The sequence below is a fragment of the Paradesulfitobacterium ferrireducens genome (genome assembly GCF_017310645.1).
Taxonomy (GTDB): Bacteria; Bacillota; Desulfitobacteriia; order Desulfitobacteriales; family Desulfitobacteriaceae; genus Paradesulfitobacterium; species Paradesulfitobacterium ferrireducens.
In genome coordinates this window covers 1-19,047 of the sequence record NZ_JAFLRH010000017.1, presented here as the reverse complement: position 1 = coordinate 19,047, position 19,047 = coordinate 1, and the positions used below count along the sequence as shown (strand labels likewise).

The following is a 19,047-nucleotide window of genomic DNA, read 5'->3' as shown; positions in this document are numbered from 1 at the left end:
TAAGCCCCTGCTCAATATTTTCAAAAAAGGTTTTCCGGTTTTGTCCCTTTTCAATCCAGAAAAGGCGGAGTTTGTTGTATATTTTCGTTCTCGTTCGGCAGGAATTTGGTTTAATATGTCGAATAATATTTCCTAAAAAGTCAGATATATTTTGCGGTATTGTGCAGACTAACTCATATATCCTTGATAATTGGTTCAAGGGTTTCTACGCGGCAACCGGAAATTGCCTCGCTATGAGCTAATTTGGTCATGTGCGGTTTGGCTTATGACAGATTGGCTTTTGCAGGCAAAGGAGGTTGCATTTGTTTGTCCGGACGTTGGTATGTGCGTTTAGGGATTGTTTTAGGTTTTGCTTTGATCCATAGCATATTTTCCTTGTTCTCTCTTTACATTCCGCTTAAATTTTTAGTTCCAGCGGAGATCGCTGTCGTCAGCCTTGGATTCCTCTTCTGGCTCGAACGGTTTTTATGGCGCGATTTGGAGTCCTTAACTTTATTTTTGCAAGAGTGGTCTGCGGGAGATTATTTCCTCCCCCCACCCGGTTCCCGCAGACTCTTACATATCCTTGCCCAGGCCGTGGGGAATGCTCGGCAAAATGCCCGTTTGTTTCTGGCATCGACGGCTAAATTTTCTCTTTCTGTTCACACTAGTATGGCTGAACTTTCCCAATCCAGCGAAGAGACACGCTTAAGTGCCCATGAAATCGGGGCCGCTTTTGCGGAAATCGTCCGGAACAACCAAGTCCAAGCCAACAGTGCCGAACGCCTCAATCTGCTTGCCCAAACCTTGGAGGAGAAAGTTAACGGTGTTAGCAATCGTATTGTGGAATTGGCTCGGAACACAGAACACACAGCTTCTTCAGCTACCAGCGGCCTCCAAGCCACCGCCGAGTTGACACCAGCCATGAAAAGGGTAAAAGCGGAAGCTCTAGATACTGAGAATGCGGTTAAACGTCTGGAAAACCATACCGCGGGGATTGAGAATATGTTGGCAGCGATTTCCGCTATTGCTGCGCAAACAAACCTCTTGGCTCTGAATGCCGCCATTGAAGCTGCCCGGGCAGGCGAGGCCGGGCGCGGTTTTGCTGTGGTGGCTGAGGAAGTAAAAAAGCTCGCAGCTAATTCCCAGCAAACCGTAGAGAACATCCAAGAGACTTTAGCCTTAGTTCTTGCCGGGGTACAGGAAGTTCATAGAGCCTCAAAGCAAAACGTGGACGAAGCGGAAACCGGGTTACAAGTCGTTCAGCAAGCAATCCTGGCCTTCGAGCAAGTCGCTGAAGCAAGCCGCAGCGTGGCCGGGCACCTCGGAGAAATTGAATTGGCTACTAAGGAAATGCAAGAGCAGACCCAGGAGTTCATCGCTGAAGTCAGGGACATCGCTGCGGCTGCCCAATCTACCGCAGCAGGGAGCGAGGAGATTGCGGCCGCTCTTGACGAGCAAAACAATGCTTTAACCATAATCACGGATGCAGTCAATGAACTAAGCATAACCGTGGACAAGATGCAGCAATGGATTGCAGAAAAAGGCATGGAAAGAACCATGTGGAACCGCAGTAAGGCGATTGCCAAGTATGACGCTGCCGAGTCTTTGTCCAGAAGCCGTTTGACTCAATTGCTGGCGGAAGTCGGTGTCGATGATATCTATTTGACCGATGCCGAGGGGAAATATCTACTTGCCACTCAACCCGAGGCAGAAGGCATGCTTATTTATGACATCAACCCTGCTTACCGGAAGGTTGCTGCAGGGGAAGCAGACTATTTTGCAACTCCTATCATTAAAAGAGTGGAGGATGGCAAACCCTATAAATTTATGGTTTCGCGCCGTCCAGGGGGTAAAGGTCTTATGAATGTTTCACTTTCTGCTGAACGGATCTTGGCTTTAGCCGGCGAGCAGAACCAAGACAGCTGAAAAACTTTATAGAAACAACATTGTTGTGTATTATGCAACAGCTAGGGTGGATAACAATGTCTGAAGGAATACAAGAGGGTGTTTTTTATAACTGATACAATGATTGTTCCAATTGCTATTCGTTTCCCACTTGCCGGTCATAAATAATCTTCGAAATGTCAGCGATCAGGGTGTTGGGATCAGCGACCCCATTGGTATAGACGGCTAAAATATAGGGCTTATCGGTATAAATGATCCCGATATCACTGACGGCTGCCCTGTAAAATCCGATTTTATGAGCAACCATAGCATGGTTAAGGTAACGGTCAAGCTTATCATGGAAGACCGTCTGCTTCATCCAGCCAATGATTTTTGCATAGTTAGAATTGCTCTTGGATTCTGTATATAGGTTTTTTAGGATATTCATAGCTCCGTTGGCGGTCATGTAGTTGCCGCTATGGTTGGTTACAATCCCGGCTTTTTCGTCCACCGCTTGCTTGAAAGTATTATACCCGAGCTGGGTGATAAGCATATTGGTTGCGATATTATCCGAATAACGGATGGCATATTCCGCCAGCAAATTCAGCGGAAGCGGCTGCGACAAGTCCTGGTTCAGAAGGATTCCGGATCCGGCTTCAAAATGTTTCTCTTTGTCATAGGCAATTTTCTGGGTTTCTTGTAATTGGCCGCCGGCAACCAAATCATAGACCTTCATAACCAAAGGGACTTTCACCGTACTGGCGGCAATAAATGTTTTATTTCCGTTAATCGACAGGGTCTTTCCTGTTGTAAGGTCATAATAGGCGATTCCTACCTTATTCACGTTGCTGCCAAGATAGTCTTTCAGCCGTTCTTCGAGGGTCATCGCTTTGTATTTTGCAGCCAAGGCTTGTTGCTGTTTGCGCTCTTCTTCTTCCTGCCTTAGCTGCTCTTCTTTTCGGCGCGCTTCTTCCGCTAAAGCAAGTTGTTTTAATCTTTCCATTTCAGCTTGAGCGGAGATTTCCGCCTGTTTCCTAAAAACTTCCGTGCGCGCTCTTTCAACTCCGACTTGGAGCGCATGTATTGGTATTGGTTCAGACGCAACCGGTGCATCTGAGGCATTCGCGGAGTTTAATGCATAAGCACTCAAGCCGGTAACCGTGATTGAAACAATAAGTAAGATAGCGGCCAGTAAGATAATGAAGATGCCTGGTCCTTTGCCGGCAGTCTGAGTTTGCATCAAGTTAACCCCTCCTACTAGATACTTCTAAATGAACGCCGAAATTTCCTGCCCGTACCCTTTAATTATTGGGTGAAGATAAAAACGGTGACCTATTCACTCCTGCGTGCATAAACTACCCCGACAAAGAAAACTCGGCTTGCGCCGAGCGTAGCGAAAGCGGAAGCATAGTTGCACTTGTGCCACCAGAAATTTATACTTTCAGACTGGTACAAAGAAAACAGAAAGAAAACAGCGGGAGGGGTCAAAAAGCATGAGCACGAAGGCGGGCGTGCGTCACTATTTTGCTGAGGGTCTGACTTCCAGGGGGTACATATCTTTGCTGCCGCTCATGATGGTGAACTGGGAGCGTACCTATGTACTCCTGGGCGGACCGGGCACAGGTAAATCTACCCTAATCAAAATGATTGGGCTGGAGCTTCTGGATCGGGGATACGGACTCGATTTTTTCCGCTCTGCCCGCGACCCGGACTCGATTGCCGGGTTTACTTTGGCTGGAGAAGGGTATACCATGCTCGATGCTGCAGAAATTTCTCCCCTGCAGTGGCGTGCTCCCGGCGTCGTCGAGCATTTCTATGATTTCGGTGCCTTTTGTGATGGGCGCAAGCTCCTCAATCAGCGCCAGGAAATTTTAATATTGGAAGAAAAATTAAGGGAACTTCAAACAGAAATTGAAGAGATACTGGTGCATTTGCTTACAAAACACGTACCCAAACGGATGGATCAGCAGGGTCAAGAGCCGTTTTCTTTATATAATCCGACCCAGTGGGATTTCAGCAAGAATGAAAATAGTGCCTGGTCCCAAGTGCAAAAGGCCCTGCATAAATTGCAAAAGAGTGTTGTTACTCCCTGTTTTCTTCATAGTGTCACGCCTGACGGCTGGCTCAACCTGGCTCCCCATTTCTTAGCGGAATTTGATCAGATTCATTTAGCAGGGGAGGAAACCCTGGAGGCGCTCAACTGGTTTTTACGGGAAGCCCAGTTGCTGGGGCAGGTGATAGAGGTGGTACTGCACCCGCTCAATCCGAATGAGATCATTGGGATTGTATTTCCGGAACGGAATTTAGCCATTTGGCAAGGAAATCCGGACAACTTAGCCGATCAAAATCTGACTCAGTCTCTTAGTCCCAAATTAAAAGAGACCCTGCGTGCTTGGTATGAGCAAAGGTCTCTCTTAAAAAACATATACATTGAAACGGTGGATTTCAGCAAGGTCGACGCTTTAAGGGAAGACTTGCTAAACCGCATCCTGCGGGAGCTTGACTTTCTAACCGAACAAAGACGGAGCTGAGAGAAGCAAAACTAGACCAGATTCCAACCCTCGATAACCAGCTTTTCCCGCCGCCAAAACCGGGTCAAATCAATGGTTAAGTCCAGGCCGGACAGATGGGACGGTACATTGAGCTTTATCCCTTCGACCTCCAGCACGGCAAAAGACCCTCCACCGACCTGAACTCCCGGCTGCAATCCGTCCCAGAGCGGTTCTCCCGCTCTAACTCCAGGTGGTTCGGAAACCTGGATACAGCACCCGCTGACAGTAACAGGTTGATCAACAGTAAGTTCCTGAATCTGCTGTTTATTCAGATATGCCAGCGCCTCCGGTGAGATTTTCCACATCCGGGTCATCCCCTTTCCATTACATGTGCTGAAAAAATAGGGCGCAGATGTTACGCTGCGCCCCGCTTTATTTCTACTGCAAATCTCCGGGACAGATGCTTACTTTGCGCTCAACTCCTGTACCAAGGCATTGTGTTCGAGTTTTTGCCGGGTCATAGCTTTTTTGTCTGCAATTAAGCGGTTCCATTTGATTGCAGAATCCACCACAATAACCAGGGAGAGCAGTGCCATGAGAACTGACAGCACGACATTCAAGGTCATGTGTTTGGGCAGATAAACCAGTGTTACATTATAGTAGGATGCGGTGAGCGTGGTCACGAAGAGAAAGACGAACGGGATAAACGTAGTCAAGGCGTAGGTTATCTTTCCTGTGTTCTTCAAGATGATGGTCGTTCCAACCACTAAGGCCAGGGAGGCGAGCAGCTGGTTCGAGACCCCGAAAAGGGGCCAGACCGTTGAAATATTCCCCCCGTACAGGAGATAGCCCCAGGCAAAAGAGACCAAAGCTGCACTGATAATCGCTCCGGGCCACCAGTTGATTTTCTTGAAGGGTTTAATTATCACTCCAAGCATGTCTTGGACTACGTAGCGGGCGGCCCGGGTTCCGGCGTCCACAGCAGTCAAGATAAATACCGCTTCAAACATAATTGCGAATTGATACCAGTAAGCAACCAGATGATTGAGCCCTGGAATGCTCGAGAATACATAAGACATGCCGACGGCGAGGGATACTGCCCCGCCTGGGCGTCCCGCCACGTTTTCCCCAATCATTTGGGACAGCACCGGCAGCTTGTCGACCGCCATGCCGAGCTTGGCAAAGACGTCTGGCATGGTGTTAATGGCGAAATAGTCTCCGACCGGGAGCACCGAGGCGGCAATCATGGCCATGATTGCGACGAAGGATTCCACCAGCATGGCCCCGAAGCCGACAATTTTAATATCTTTTTCGCTTTCCAGCATCTTAGGCGTGGTCCCGGCCGCAATCAGACTATGGAAGCCGGAGATTGCGCCACAGGCAATCGTAATGAAAACAAAAGGCCAAACCTTGCCGGCGATGATAGGACCTCCGCCGTTGACAAACTTCGTTACCGCAGGCATGTGCAAGACCGGATTGACAAAGATGATTCCCAAAGCTAAGGCGCCGATGGTTCCGATTTTAAGGTAAGAACTCAAGTAGTCGCGCGGTGCGAGTAAGAACCAGACCGGAAGCGCCGCTGCGACAAAGGCGTAGGCAGGGAGGGCAATCTTAATGACATTGGCGCTGTAGTTGAAGTAAGGTGCCAGGCCTGAACTTTTCACTACCGGGCCCAAGGCTACGGCCAGCAAGATGAGAAGCACCCCGATTAAAGAGGCTTCGCCCAATTTCCCCGGGCGTAAAAAGCGCATATAAATCCCAATAAAAATTGCAATCGGAATGGTCATTGCGACCGTAAAGGAACCCCAGGGATTATCGTGCAAGGCATTGACGATAACAATCGATAAACCGGCCATGGTAATAAGCAGAATAAACAAGACCGCAAATGAGGCGGCAACCCCGGTCACAGGGCCCACTTCTTTCTTGGCGATTTGTGCCAGTGACTCTCCGTTGTGGCGCACGGATGCGAACAGTACGACCATGTCGTGGACTGCTCCGCCGAGAACGCCGCCGATGAGGATCCAAAGTGTTCCCGGCAAATAGCCGAACTGGGCTGCGAGCACCGGGCCGACCAGCGGGCCGGCAGCGGCAATTGCTGCAAAATGATGTCCAAACGCTACCCAGCGATTGGTAGGTACATAATCATGGCCGTCGTCCAGACGTTTAGCCGGAGTGGCAATTCGAGGGTCGACCGCTAAAACTTTAGCCGCCATGAAGGTGCCGTAGAGGCGATAGCCAATAATCAGGATACTGGCTGCCGCAATCAATAGATAAAGTGCACGCATGGTATATCCCCCTTTTCGGAAAAATTAAATTATTGCACAAGCATTTACCCTAAGGTTAATGCTCATTGAAATCATACTTCAAATCGGATCTTTAGAGGGAAAGTGTGCAAAACATGCAAAAAAACGTGCTTAAGTTGCACGTTTTTGGTTCCAACTTTCAAAATGCTTCTGACTTCTGCCCTGAAAATAGACGAGGGGCAATTACTTAGCGAACCGTAGAGCAGAGGAGCGTCGAGAGCGCAGTTGATTCAGCGTTAAGCAGCGTCACGGTTCACTTCAGGTATTACCCTAAGGTTTGGCGCTGTAGCTGAATCAACAAGCGAACAGCTCCGGCGCGTGGTGAGCGGGTAATGCACCTTGGCTATTTTCATCCATCAGTGGTGCCGCATAGCGGCATGGAAGTCTGACTCCTGAATTCTGAATACCTAATCTTAGAAACTTGCTTTATATCTTCAGTGCCTGCTTGACAGACTTGACATACGTCCGGCTCACCGGGATCTGGGATCTATCCCGGTCATTCATGATCAGGTTATAGGTTCCGTTAAACCAAGGGACGATTTCCCGCACCATTTCTTTATTGACTAAATAGCTCTTATGAGTCTGCACTAGGCCAAGACGTTCTTCCAACTCGCTTAAAGAATAATTCGTAGCGTACGAAGCATCCAGTGTTTTGATGAGCACATGCCGACCTTCGATCCCGGCAAAAACAATTTCCTCCGCATTCAGCAGAATCATTCGTTCATTTTCCTCAACGGGAAGCTTGGCCTTTGGGGACGGACTTTCCAAGAGAGAAAGGATGCGATCTAATTTCTCTCTATCAAGCCGGGTACCCTCTACTTGTTCCGGAGGACATCCTCTTTCCTGGAGACTGTGTTTCAGGCGTTGAACCGTTTGCTGCAGCCTTTCCTCACTGAAAGGCTTCAACACATAGTCGGCCGCATTGACCTCAAACGCTTCCAAAGCATGTTGGTCGTACGCAGTGGCAAAGACTAATAAAGGAAAAAGTTCCGGGCCCAGGCGCTGATACAATTCCCGTGCCACACTAAGTCCGGATATATCCGGCATCTGAATATCCAAAAAGACCACGTCCGGTCGTAGCTCGGGAATGATGGCCAAAGCTTCTTGACCGTTGCGCGCCAGGCCTATAATATCCACATTCTCCATTTGTTCCAACAGGTATTTTAATTCATCCCGCGCCGGGGATTCATCATCAACGATCACCACGCGCATCCGGTTTCACTCCTCGTTGGCCTCAATAATCATGCATGATACTTTCCTAAGTCTGTGCGGGTATGTTGATTGATACTCGGGTGCCTCGCCCCTGTTCACTCTGAATCTCCAATTCGGATCCGTATAAATATTTGAGGCGGTCATTGATATTGCTTAAACCCACACCCGCCCCGGTCGGCGAAATATACCGTTTTTGCCGTATCGCCTCCAGCTTGGCTTGTTCAATCCCCACTCCGTCATCTTCGATAACAACTCGCAATACATGTTGTTCGACCCAGCAACGGATGTTGACGGTTCCTCCGTTTACCTTGGGATAAATCCCGTGCTTGATGGAATTTTCCACCAGGGGCTGAAGGGTTAGTGGCGGAACGAGCCAATCTTCGGCTTCGGGAGCAATCTCTTCCACTACATTCAAACTATCCCCAAAACGGGCCTGTTCAATGCTCAGGTAAGCCCTGATATGCTCCAATTCCTCACGCAGGCTCACAAACTTGTCTCTCCGCTGGATGTTTTTGCGAAAAAAATCCCCCAGCTGAATTAAGAGTTTTCGTGCTTTTTCTCCGTCTGTACGCACGAGTGAAACGATCGTATTTAAGGCATTAAACAAAAAATGGGGGTTGATCTGGGCTTGAAGTGCCTGAAGCTCCGCTTTTGCCACCCGTCTCGACTGTTCTTCCAAGGCTGCGAGTTCCAACTGGGTTGAAAACAAGCCGGCCAGTCCTTGGGCCAGCTCAATCTCTACGCTTCCGATCCCGTGATCCCGGCCCCGGTAAAGTTTCAACGTTCCGATAATGTCGCCTCGGCTATACAGCGGGACGATCACGGCCGAACGCAGGGTACAGGCATGATCGCGGCAGCCGATTTCTTCCTTTACTTGAGCCAGCTTCATCTCGCCCGTATCCATTGCTTCTTGGGTAGCCTTGGTCATGATCGGGGAACCGGCTAAATGATGGGAACAACCGTTCCCTATATGGGCGAGGATGACCTCACGGTTGGTGATCGCTACGGCCTCCACTTCCGCCCTGTCAAAAATGATCTGAGCCACTTGCCTGGCGCTCTCTTCTTGCAGTCCTTTTCTTAAGATAGGCAAAGTAACCTTGGCAATTTCGAGCGCTTTCTGGGCTTGTAATGCTCCTGCCTTCTCTTCCTCTTCAATCGAATTGCGGGCGATCACCACGAAAATGGCAATTCCGATTGAATTCATTACGATCATAGGGAGTCCAATCGTCTCAACTAAGTCCCAAGCCGCCGCAAACGGGCGCGCCGTTGCCAAGATGATGAGCATCTGCAAAGTTTCAGTCACAACCCCGATGAACAACCCCGTCTTCCAAGTGAGGCTTTTAGGATTCATTTTGCGCACATATACGGCCGCGAAACCGGCTTCTGCCACCGTTGCGATCGAACATGAGAACGCCGTAAACCCTCCGATAAGGTAACGGTGCAAGCCTGCAATCAGCGCAGCCCCAATCCCGACCACCGGCCCTCCCAGCAAAGATCCTACCACGACGCCAATCACCCGTGAGTTGGCTAAAGCCCCTTTGATCGAAATCCCCGTATACGTGCCCATGATCCCGATCGCACTGAAGATGGCAATCAGGAAAAGCTTTTCCAGCCGGTTATTGCGCAGGAGCATGGCATTTTTAAAAATTTTCGTTTTACTTAAGAGGTAAGCAATCGTCACGATAACACTCGTATTTTGGGCAAGTTTAAAAAATAAGTCAAACGGCATCATATTCACCACCAACACAAGTATACGCCTGTTTTGCTAGTTTGTCTTGGTGTGAACTGTTTAAGGTTTACCCGAACAAAGACGGATCTGAGAGAAGCTCGCCCATTTCCGCCATGAGGAGTTCCAAATCAGCTTCCGTCAGTTGAAAACGTGCTAAGGCCTTTTCCTCTAAAGGATTGAGGAAGCTGTCGACCCCGCCTCCAACGCCCATCGTATTGGCTAGAGAATTGGCAATATGTACAACGGCGGTAACATCCGGGTGCGGATCCTCGGAAGGGAGGGTATGGTGATAAGAAATGGCGCTCACTAACTCTGGGGGCAGGTTCCAGTGTTTGGCAATAAATCCGCCAACGGTGGCGTGGCCGAAACCGATGACTTTTTCCTCCAGTTCTGCATAGGTCAGGCTGGAGTCATTTATTTTTTTGAGTATATAGGAACCGATTTCCTGGAGATAGACCGTAATAATAATTTTGCCGATATCGTGCAAAAGGCCGGCCGTAAAGGCAGTATCCCCATGCGGGAGTTTTAAGATTTTACATAGCTTTTTGGCAGTCATGGCTGTAAGCATGGAGTGCTGCCACAACCCTTCCTGATCGATCTCATACCCGGCGAGGTTTACCTTAAGGATAGGAGCGACTGCTGAGGCCATCGCCAGACCCTGGATGGCTTGAAAGCCCAGAATCATGATTCCGTCCTGCAGGGAGGAAATACGGCGGGCATACCCATAATAGGACGAATTGGCCTGGCGTAAAATACCTGCGGCTAAGGCCGGATCTTGGGCGATTACCGCCTGCAAATCTTTAATATTGGTCTCGGGGTTTTTGGTCAGAGCAATGACGCGCATGGCTGAGGCGGGCAAGGCGGGAAGGGCTTGAACCCGTTTCAGGATGTGTTCTAATTTAACAGGCATCTTGTAATCCCTCCAGTCTTGTCTAAATATTCACGAAGCCTAATCAAACAAATGGGTCAGTACCAAACTAATGATGCTTAACACCACCGACCCTATCACTGCGCTGGAAAAGCTGCGGATGCTGAAGCCCGGAACGAGTTTGGCCGTCAATGCCAGCATAAGCCCGTTAAGGATTAGAGTAAATAGGCCCAAAGTAACAAGCTGAAGGGGAAAGGTAAAAAAGGAAAGAACTGGGCGGATCAAGCTGTTGACTAAACCCCAAACCAGGGCGGCCCAGATCGCCGTGGAAAAGCGGGCCAGGTGCAGCCCCGGAACAAATAAAGTTGTTAAAATTAAAGCCATGGAATTAATGAGCAGTTTTACCAAAAAGCTTAGCATCGTACCATCCTTTATTTCCGAATTTTTAAGATGTCCGCGGGAAAACTAAATGCTGAAAGAATTCAGTAGCCAGAATTCAGTAATCAGAATGTGAAATAGAATTAAAATTTCGTTTTGTTATTCGGCTCCTGACTCCTGACTCCTAATCAACTGAGTACTTACGGGAGGAGGCGTGTCCTATGCGATTCTTTTATATCCTATTAACTCTACTTTTAAGTTTAACCTTAACAGGCTGCGGTCTACAAGACCTTTTAGGAAATAAAAAGAAAACTTCTTCCCCAAAAACATCTGATTCTAAGCAAGTCATCGGAGTAGCTCTAAATGACGAGGATCCCAATAAAATACTTATTCAAAAAGGGATCGAAGATATGGCTAAAAAGGAAAATATGGAAGTAAAATATTTATCTGCAAGTGCGGCCCAATCCCAAGGAGCGGGCAACAATCAACAGTCTAAGGGCAGCTCCGGACAGTCCTCCGGCTCGAAATCCAACGCTAAATCCAAGTCCGGATCGAATGAAAGCAGCCAGAGTTCAAACCAAAATGATGATCCGCTGCAAGGGGCCAAGGTTTTGATATACCAAGGGGGGAAATCCCAAAATTTATTGCAAGCGGCCAGCCAAAGCAAAGTACCCATTCTAACCATCGGACAAGTGCCTTCAGGGGTGAAACCGGTAGGTGTCGTGCTGTCAAATCCCGAAAGCGTGGGCCAGCTCATGGCGGAAAGCGCTTTAGCTAAGATGCAGGAAGGCCAGTTGATATTCTTGCAGGCTGATCCCAATGACAGCGCTTCCCAGAGCCTGGTGGCGGGGGCTAAAGCTGTTTTGAGCAAAAATCCGAAAATCAATCTCGTGGTTATTGGCAGCCCTCCCGGGTCAGAATCCGTGGCCAGGCAAAGCTTTATTGATTACCTCCAGAAAAATCCGGGCAAAGTTCAAGGAGTCTTGGCGCAGACCGAGAAATTGTCGGCTCAGGCTTCAGAGGTCCTGAAGCAGATGCAGTTAGCCGATAAAGTTTTCTTAGTGAACGGGCAGGCCAATATTCAATCCCTGCAAAGAATGGCCTCCGGCGGGCAAATAGCGGATGTAGATACTTCTCCCTATTTATTAGGTGTCAACGCCTATCAATGGGCTCAAAAGATTGTCAAAAATGAACCTTTGGATATCACAAGTTCTATCCCCAGTGATGGAGGAGAAATTCCGGCCAAGATTCTCCCGGTGAAGCCGGTAACACCGGAAAATATAGCTTTAGTCCAAAAAAGCTACGTGACGACCTTGAATGCCGCCGCTCAGGAACAGGCGGCCGGGCAGCAGCAAGACCAGTCAGGGAAGCAAGGACAACAAGGCCAGGGACAAGCCAATCAAGGGCAAAGTCAAGGCAGCCAAAATGCATCAGGCCAAAGCGCCCAAGGCGGGCAAAATCAAAGTCAGTCCGGTGGACAGCAGCCATCAACCGGACTCCCGGCCGGAGTTCAAAAAGTTACGGAACGGGTGCGCACCGAGACGACCAGAGAATATTTGGATGCACAAGGTAAAGTCATCGGGACAGAGAAAAACGCTAATGAGCAAGTGCGTACGATTCCGCCTGAAATGCTTCTGCAAAACCAACCCTCCGCCAGTCAAAAGCAATCCCAAACTTCAGGCCAGGACGGGAAGAACGGAGATAAGGAACAAGGAGACCAAAAAGATAAAAAGAATGGCGGAGAAAATGGAGGAAATAATTCACCAGGTTGACGGACAACGAATAAAGGAAAGTTTGGCTCTTTACTTCCCGGAGTGATATAATTTAATTTAGACTTATTACGATTTATAAGCTAGTTAAATTTATCCAAGGAAAGTAAGGAGTAAAACACTTATGGAATTTCGTCTGCATGCACCGTATAAACCATCAGGGGACCAACCGCAGGCGATTGAGAGTTTAGCACAAGGCGTCAGGGACGGGAAAAAACACCAGACCCTTTTAGGAGTCACAGGGTCCGGCAAAACCTATACGATGGCAAGCATTATTGCTGAGGTTCAGAAGCCGACCTTGGTGCTGGCGCATAATAAGACCCTGGCCGCCCAGCTTTATAGTGAATTCAAAGAGTTTTTCCCGGAGAACGCAGTCGAATACTTTGTCAGTTATTACGATTATTATCAGCCTGAAGCGTATGTTCCTTCCAGCGACACCTATATTGAAAAAGACGCTTCGATTAATGATGAGATCGAAAAGCTTCGCCACTCGGCCACAGCGTCCCTCTTTGAACGGCGGGATGTCATTGTGGTCGCCAGCGTTTCCTGTATCTACGGTTTGGGTTCTCCGGATGAATACCGTGATTTGGTCTTGTCTTTGCGCCAAGGGCAGGAGCTCGACCGGGACGATATGTTGCGCAAGCTGGTATCCATTCAGTATGACCGCAATGATATCGCCTTCGTGCGCGGGACGTTCCGCGCACGGGGGGATGTGGTCGAAATTTATCCCGCCTCAGCTTCAGAACAGGCGATCCGGGTTGAGCTGTTCGGTGATGAGATCGAGCATATTTATGAAATTAACGTGCTGACCGGGGAGATTCTCGGCGAGCGCCGGCATGTCTCTATTTTCCCAAATTCCCACTATGTGACGGCCCGGGAGAAGCTGCTGGCAGCCTGTGACAATATTGAAGCTGAACTGGAGGAGAGACTGGCCTATTTAAAGTCTGAAAACAAGCTCTTAGAAGCCCAGCGGCTTGAGCAGAGAACACGCTACGACCTGGAAATGCTCAGGGAAATGGGCTTCTGCAATGGGGTAGAGAATTATTCCCGCCACCTCACCTTCCGGGCCGCGGGGGAAACTCCCTATACCTTGCTCCATTACTTCCCGGAGGATTTTCTGTTGTTTGTGGATGAATCCCATGTGACCCTGCCCCAGGTGCGCGGGATGTATGAAGGGGACCGCTCGCGCAAGACCACCCTGGTGGATTTCGGCTTCCGCCTCCCGTCCGCTCTCGACAACCGCCCCTTGAAGTTTGCCGAGTTCGAGCGGCTGGTGCCCCAGCGTGTTTATGTAAGCGCCACCCCGGGGCCGTACGAACTCGAGCATTGCCCTGTCTTGGTGGAGCAAATTATCCGGCCGACCGGGCTGCTGGACCCGGAAATTTTTGTGCGCCCGACCAAAGGGCAGATTGACGATTTAGTGGGTGAGATTAACAAGCGGATTGCCCGCCAGGAGAGGGTCTTAGTAACCACTCTGACCAAAAAGATGGCGGAGGAACTGACAGATTACCTGAAAAACCTGGAGCTGAAAGTAAAATACTTGCACTCGGACATCACAACGCTGGAGCGGGTGGAAATCCTGCGCGAGCTGAGGCTCGGGGTGGTCGATGTCGTTGTGGGGATCAACCTATTGCGCGAGGGTCTGGATTTGCCGGAGGTGTCGCTGGTCGCCATCCTGGACGCGGACAAAGAAGGCTTCCTGCGGGCGGAGCGTTCCCTGATTCAGACCATCGGACGCGCGGCCCGCAATGCCGGCGGTCAGGTGATTATGTATGCCGACAGCGTCACCGAATCGATGAAGGTGGCTATTTCCGAAACGGAACGCCGGCGTAAAATCCAAAAGGCCTATAATGAAACAATGGGCATTGTTCCGCAAACCATCCGCAAGCCCGTGTACGAAGTGCCGGAAGCGACCATGGTCGCAGAGAAGAAACAGGCATACGGGGGTAAACTCTCTCCTGAGGAACTGGCAACCGCCATCCGCGCTCTCGAGCAAGAAATGCGTGAGGCGGCGAAGAATCTGGAATTTGAAAGGGCCGCTGAACTGCGCGACCTCATAATCGAACTCAAAGGAGAAGAGAACAAGCTGCGCCTGCCCGTCCAGCGCCGCAGCTCCCGCTATGACACCCGCAAAGCCTCCGCCTCCGGCCCAGCCAACGCTGCCAAGACCGCGAAGAGAGCTAAACGCTAATTAGTATGGCGAAATACAAGCTTAGCGAACCGTTTGAGCAAAGGAGCGTTAAGCGAGTGTAGTCGGCGTAGCGTTAGACGCACCGACGGGACTAGTCCACGGATGGACTGATGCCGCGTGTGCCATGGACGGCACACAACGCGGCGCACATGCAGAAAGCAAAAGGGTTTCGGATGCGTCAGCGGAGCCGACAAACTTCGATCCTTCGGCGAACAGCTTCACGCTGTTCGAGCATCCGGCGCGTGGTGAGCGGGCCTGTATTTCGTCCATTATATTTTCGTAATATAAATCTGGAGGACTTATGAGCCAAGATTACTTGAAGGTGCGCGGCGCCCGCGCCCATAACTTAAAAAATATTGATGTGGACATTCCCCGCGACAAACTGGTGGTCATCACCGGCTTGTCCGGTTCCGGCAAGTCCTCCTTAGCTTTCGATACCATCTATGCCGAGGGGCAGCGGCGCTATGTCGAGTCTCTCTCGGCTTATGCCCGCCAGTTCCTGGGGCAGATGGACAAGCCGGATGTGGATTATATCGAGGGGTTGTCTCCGGCGATTTCCATCGACCAGAAGACAACCAGCCGCAACCCGCGCTCTACCGTAGGTACGGTAACCGAGGTCTACGATTACTTGCGCCTGCTTTATGCCCGCATCGGGCATCCCCATTGTCCCCGCTGCGGCCGGGAAATCAGCCGCCAGACCGTGCAGCAGATGGTAGACCAGATTATGGCCTGGCCGGAGAAGACGCGCCTGCAGATCTTGGCTCCGGTAATCAAAGGGAAAAAAGGGGAACACGCCAAAGTTCTGGAGGAAATCCGCAAGGCCGGATACGTCCGGGTACGGGTGGATGGAGAGACCTATGATATCAATGACGAGATTAAACTGGAGAAGAATAAGAAGCACTCCATTGATGTGATCATCGACCGGATTGCGCTCAAGCCGGACAGCGCCGCGCGCCTCGCTGATTCTTTGGAAACCGCGCTTCAGTTGGGCGAGGGGAACGTAATCGCCCAACGAATGGATGGCGGGGAGGTCTTGTTCAGCGAAAACTTTGCCTGCCCGGACTGCGGCATTGCCTTAGAAGAAATTTCCCCGCGCCTGTTCTCGTTTAACAGCCCCTTTGGAGCCTGCCCCGCCTGTACCGGGCTGGGGGCCAATCTGGAAGTGGATATTGACCTGGTCATTCCGGACCGGCGCAAAACCTTGCGCGAGGGGGCGATTGCGCCCTGGGCCCGCTCTGTGTCCGATTATTACCCGAACCTGCTGGAAGGCGTGGCCCAGGTTTTAGGCTTTAGCATGGATACTCCCGTTAAGGATTTCACTGAGGAGCAATGGCAGGGGCTGCTCCACGGGACCAAGGTGCCGGTGCGCTTCCGTTATGTCAATGTCTTTGACCAGCCCAAGATTTATCACGCTCCGTTTGAAGGGCTTATTCCATATTTCGAGCGGCGTTACCGGGAGTCCAGCTCAGACGCGGTGCGCACGGAGATTGAACAGTATATGAGTGAACGCCCCTGCCCGGTCTGCCAGGGCAGGCGCCTCAAACCGGAGGCTTTGGCCGTCAAGGTCGGGGATATGTCGATCGATGACTTAACGCGGCTGCCGGTGACAGAGAGCCTACAGTTTTTAGAGTCCCTAAAGCTTACGGAAAAAGAACAGACAATTGCCCACCAAGTCTTGAAGGAGATTCGGGAGCGCCTTGGCTTCTTGGTAAATGTGGGTCTGGATTACCTCACGCTTAACCGGGCCGCCGGGACGCTTTCCGGCGGGGAGGCCCAGCGCATCCGCCTGGCCACTCAAATCGGCTCCAGCCTCATGGGGGTGCTCTATGTCCTGGATGAACCCAGCATCGGACTGCACCAGCGGGACAATGCCCGTTTGCTCTCCACCTTGCAGCGTTTGCGTGACTTGGGCAATACCCTGTTGGTGGTGGAGCATGATGAGGATACCATGCTGGCTGCGGACCATATTATAGATATCGGCCCGGGGGCCGGAGCGCATGGAGGCCAGGTTGTAGCCCAGGGAACATTGGAGGAGATTCTGAACACGCCGGAATCTGTCACCGGACAATACCTGAGCGGAAAGAGAAAAATTCCGGTACCCTTAGTGCGCCGGACTCCCAACGGGAAATGGCTTAAAGTCTTGGGTGCTGAAGAAAACAACCTCAAACAAATAACTGTCGAAGTTCCGCTCGGGGTGTTTACGTGTGTGACCGGAGTTTCCGGCTCAGGCAAAAGCACTTTGGTCAATGACATCATATATAAAGGGCTGGCTGCCCGTTTGAACGGCTCACGCCAGCGCCCGGGGGCTTTTGCCAAAATCCAGGGGATGGAGTACCTGGACAAAGTCATTGATATTGACCAGTCCCCGATCGGGCGCACCCCGCGCTCGAATCCGGCCACTTATACCGGGGTTTTTGACTTCATCCGCGAGCTTTTTTCCCAGACGCCGGAAGCCAAAGTGCGCGGCTACAAGCCCGGGCGCTTCAGCTTCAATGTCAAGGGCGGGCGCTGTGAGGCCTGCCACGGGGACGGGATCATTAAAATTGAAATGCACTTTTTGCCTGATGTCTATGTCCCGTGTGAAGTGTGCCGCGGGCAGAGATATAACCGGGAGACCCTGGAAGTACACTATAAAGGCAAAAACATTGCCCAGGTCTTGGACATGACAGTGGATGAGGCTCTCGTCTTTTTCCAGGCAGTGCCGAAGATCCAGCGCAAGCTTCAGACCCTGCAGGATGTGGGCTTAGGCTACATCAAGCTCGGACAGCCGGCCACTACGCTCTCCGGCGGGGAAGCGCAGCGGGTCAAGCTGGCGACGGAATTGAGCCGCCGCAGCACCGGGAGAACCATTTACATCCTGGATGAACCGACAACCGGTCTGCATATGGCGGACGTTGACCGCCTGCTTGAGGTTTTGCACCGCTTGGTGGAAGGCGGAGATACCGTCCTGGTGATCGAGCATAATCTGGACGTGATAAAAACGGCGGATTATCTGATTGATTTAGGGCCGGAAGGCGGAGACCGGGGCGGAGAAGTCGTAATCGCCGGCACCCCGGAAGAAGTAGCCGCCTATCCTGGCTCGTACACGGGGCAGTTTCTGAAGCGATATCTGTGATTTCAGGAGTCAGAATTCAGGAGTCAGAATTCAGGAGTCAGAATTCAGGAGTCAGAATTCAGGAGTCAGAATTCAGGAGTCAGAATTCAGGAGTTAGAATTCAGTTAGGACGGACCTCGGACTTCGGACCTCGGACTGCGATTTAGGGGGGATTACGGATGGCGATTCGCCTGGTTGCCATGGATCTTGACGATACGTTGCTGCGCGATGATTGGACCATATCCTCCCGCACGGTGAAGGCAATTCAGGCCGCACGGGAGCAAGGTGTCAATTTAACGATTGCGACCGGGCGCATGACCATTTCAGCTAAGCCTTATGCTGAGCAATTGGGGGTCGATGTGCCGGTTATTACCTATCATGGGGCTCTGATTTCTCAGGCTTTAAGCGGGGAAATCTTTTTTCGCAAGGTGATTCCTTCCGCCTTGGCGGCCGAGCTTCTGAACCGGATTGAACAGCAAGGGCTTTATGCCCAGGTATATTTACGGGACCGGGTGATGGTGCAGAAGGTTACGGAATGGACACAGGAATATGAACGCATTGCCAGCGTCAATATTGAGGAAGCCGATCTGGCCGCGGTTTTGGCTGCTGAGCCCGAAGGGGTAGAGAAAATCCTGATCATCGATGAAGAAGCCCGCCTGGATGCGTTTGCCCCTGTTTTGCGGGAGAGTTTCGGCCGGGATATTCATGTCACCAAGTCCAAACCCTTTTTCCTGGAGCTTATTAATGCCGAAGTGAATAAAGGGGTAGCTTTAGCCGCGCTGGCCAGGAAGTTTGGAGTGAAGCAGGAGGAAGTGATGGCCGTAGGGGACAGTCTCAATGACGTCGAGATGATAACCTACGCCGGACTAGGGGTAGCCATGGGGAATGCCCGCCCGGAGGTCAGGAAAATAGCGGATGTCATCACCGGAACCAATGAGGAAGACGGGGTCGCCCAGGCAATCGAACGCTACGTGCTGAAATAGGTGTCAGGAGTCAGGAGTCAGGAGCCAGAATTCAGGAGTCAGTAGTCAGACTCCCATGCCGCTATGCGGCACCACTGATGGATGAAAATAGCCAAGGTGCATTACCCGCATCCTTCGCCGCGAAGAGATTCTCTGGTGTTGTGCGGCTTCGGCGATTATCTC

General features: G+C 50.9%; 13 protein-coding genes and 1 riboswitch. Of the genes, 6 read left to right on the top strand and 7 right to left on the bottom strand.

Annotated elements, in window-relative coordinates; translation table 11 throughout:
* The first annotated feature begins 153 nt into the window (after nt 1-153).
* Nucleotides 154-254: riboswitch (purine riboswitch) on the top strand.
* Between the two features lie 52 nt (nt 255-306).
* Entirely contained in the window at nt 307-1,908 is a 1,602-nt protein-coding gene (locus tag J0X21_RS05265) for a methyl-accepting chemotaxis protein (protein WP_206811149.1), read from the top strand.
* Between the two features lie 115 nt (nt 1,909-2,023).
* Here the strand turns inward: J0X21_RS05265 and J0X21_RS05260 are convergent, their stop codons facing one another.
* Entirely contained in the window at nt 2,024-3,106 is a 1,083-nt protein-coding gene (locus J0X21_RS05260; protein ID WP_236006100.1) for a serine hydrolase, read from the bottom strand.
* A 253-nt stretch (nt 3,107-3,359) separates the two neighbouring features.
* On the opposite strand from J0X21_RS05260, the gene J0X21_RS05255 reads away from it, so the two are divergent.
* Nucleotides 3,360-4,397, top strand: a complete 1,038-nt coding sequence (locus J0X21_RS05255; protein ID WP_206811147.1) for a hypothetical protein — start codon at nt 3,360-3,362, stop codon at nt 4,395-4,397.
* A gap of 11 nt (nt 4,398-4,408) precedes the next feature.
* Here the strand turns inward: J0X21_RS05255 and J0X21_RS05250 are convergent, their stop codons facing one another.
* The 6 genes from J0X21_RS05250 to J0X21_RS05225 all read right to left on the bottom strand — a co-directional run bounded on the left by J0X21_RS05250 (nt 4,409) and on the right by J0X21_RS05225 (nt 10,890).
* On the bottom strand, nt 4,409-4,723 hold the full coding sequence (locus tag J0X21_RS05250; protein ID WP_206811146.1) for a hypothetical protein: 315 nt from the start codon (nt 4,721-4,723) through the stop codon (nt 4,409-4,411).
* Between the two features lie 99 nt (nt 4,724-4,822).
* Nucleotides 4,823-6,643, bottom strand: a complete 1,821-nt coding sequence (locus J0X21_RS05245) for a carbon starvation CstA family protein (RefSeq protein ID WP_206811145.1) — start codon at nt 6,641-6,643, stop codon at nt 4,823-4,825.
* A gap of 444 nt (nt 6,644-7,087) precedes the next feature.
* Complete coding sequence (locus tag J0X21_RS05240; protein ID WP_206811144.1) at nt 7,088-7,873, bottom strand: LytR/AlgR family response regulator transcription factor; 786 nt, start codon at nt 7,871-7,873, stop codon at nt 7,088-7,090.
* 46 nt (nt 7,874-7,919) lie between these two features.
* Nucleotides 7,920-9,602, bottom strand: coding sequence for a sensor histidine kinase (locus J0X21_RS05235; protein WP_206811143.1), 1,683 nt, complete (start codon nt 9,600-9,602; stop codon nt 7,920-7,922).
* Nucleotides 9,603-9,669: 67 nt separating this feature from the next.
* Nucleotides 9,670-10,512, bottom strand: coding sequence for an HDOD domain-containing protein (locus tag J0X21_RS05230; protein ID WP_206811142.1), 843 nt, complete (start codon nt 10,510-10,512; stop codon nt 9,670-9,672).
* Between the two features lie 39 nt (nt 10,513-10,551).
* On the bottom strand, nt 10,552-10,890 hold the full coding sequence (locus tag J0X21_RS05225; protein WP_206811141.1) for a phage holin family protein: 339 nt from the start codon (nt 10,888-10,890) through the stop codon (nt 10,552-10,554).
* 179 nt (nt 10,891-11,069) lie between these two features.
* Here J0X21_RS05225 and J0X21_RS05220 point away from each other — a divergent pair, with 179 nt between their 5' ends.
* The 4 genes from J0X21_RS05220 (at nt 11,070) to J0X21_RS05205 (ending at nt 18,885) form a co-directional block, all read left to right on the top strand.
* Entirely contained in the window at nt 11,070-12,620 is a 1,551-nt protein-coding gene (locus J0X21_RS05220) for a substrate-binding domain-containing protein (RefSeq protein ID WP_206811140.1), read from the top strand.
* Between the two features lie 121 nt (nt 12,621-12,741).
* The gene (uvrB, locus tag J0X21_RS05215) at nt 12,742-14,808 is read left to right on the top strand and encodes an excinuclease ABC subunit UvrB (RefSeq protein WP_206811139.1); all 2,067 of its coding nucleotides are present in this window, start codon (nt 12,742-12,744) and stop codon (nt 14,806-14,808) included.
* A gap of 301 nt (nt 14,809-15,109) precedes the next feature.
* A complete protein-coding gene (uvrA, locus tag J0X21_RS05210) occupies nt 15,110-17,923 on the top strand; it encodes an excinuclease ABC subunit UvrA (RefSeq protein WP_206811138.1) in 2,814 nt (937 codons plus the stop codon).
* A gap of 158 nt (nt 17,924-18,081) precedes the next feature.
* Complete coding sequence (locus J0X21_RS05205) at nt 18,082-18,885, top strand: Cof-type HAD-IIB family hydrolase (RefSeq protein WP_206811137.1); 804 nt, start codon at nt 18,082-18,084, stop codon at nt 18,883-18,885.
* The last annotated feature ends 162 nt before the right edge of the window (nt 18,886-19,047 follow it).

Excerpts from the sequence above, each read along its gene's own strand:
- J0X21_RS05220 (WP_206811140.1), top strand. The coding sequence starts at position 11,070 with ATGCGATTCTTTTATATCCTATTAACTCTACTTTTAAGTTTAACCTTA.
- J0X21_RS05250 (WP_206811146.1), bottom strand. The coding sequence starts at position 4,723 with ATGTGGAAAATCTCACCGGAGGCGCTGGCATATCTGAATAAACAGCAG.
- uvrB (WP_206811139.1), top strand. The coding sequence starts at position 12,742 with ATGGAATTTCGTCTGCATGCACCGTATAAACCATCAGGGGACCAACCG.
- J0X21_RS05225 (WP_206811141.1), bottom strand. The coding sequence starts at position 10,890 with ATGCTAAGCTTTTTGGTAAAACTGCTCATTAATTCCATGGCTTTAATT.
- J0X21_RS05245 (WP_206811145.1), bottom strand. The coding sequence starts at position 6,643 with ATGCGTGCACTTTATCTATTGATTGCGGCAGCCAGTATCCTGATTATT.
- uvrA (WP_206811138.1), top strand. The coding sequence starts at position 15,110 with ATGAGCCAAGATTACTTGAAGGTGCGCGGCGCCCGCGCCCATAACTTA.
- J0X21_RS05240 (WP_206811144.1), bottom strand. The coding sequence starts at position 7,873 with ATGCGCGTGGTGATCGTTGATGATGAATCCCCGGCGCGGGATGAATTA.
- J0X21_RS05205 (WP_206811137.1), top strand. The coding sequence starts at position 18,082 with ATGGCGATTCGCCTGGTTGCCATGGATCTTGACGATACGTTGCTGCGC.
- J0X21_RS05230 (WP_206811142.1), bottom strand. The coding sequence starts at position 10,512 with ATGCCTGTTAAATTAGAACACATCCTGAAACGGGTTCAAGCCCTTCCC.
- J0X21_RS05260 (WP_236006100.1), bottom strand. The coding sequence starts at position 3,106 with ATGCAAACTCAGACTGCCGGCAAAGGACCAGGCATCTTCATTATCTTA.
- J0X21_RS05255 (WP_206811147.1), top strand. The coding sequence starts at position 3,360 with ATGAGCACGAAGGCGGGCGTGCGTCACTATTTTGCTGAGGGTCTGACT.
- J0X21_RS05235 (WP_206811143.1), bottom strand. The coding sequence starts at position 9,602 with ATGCCGTTTGACTTATTTTTTAAACTTGCCCAAAATACGAGTGTTATC.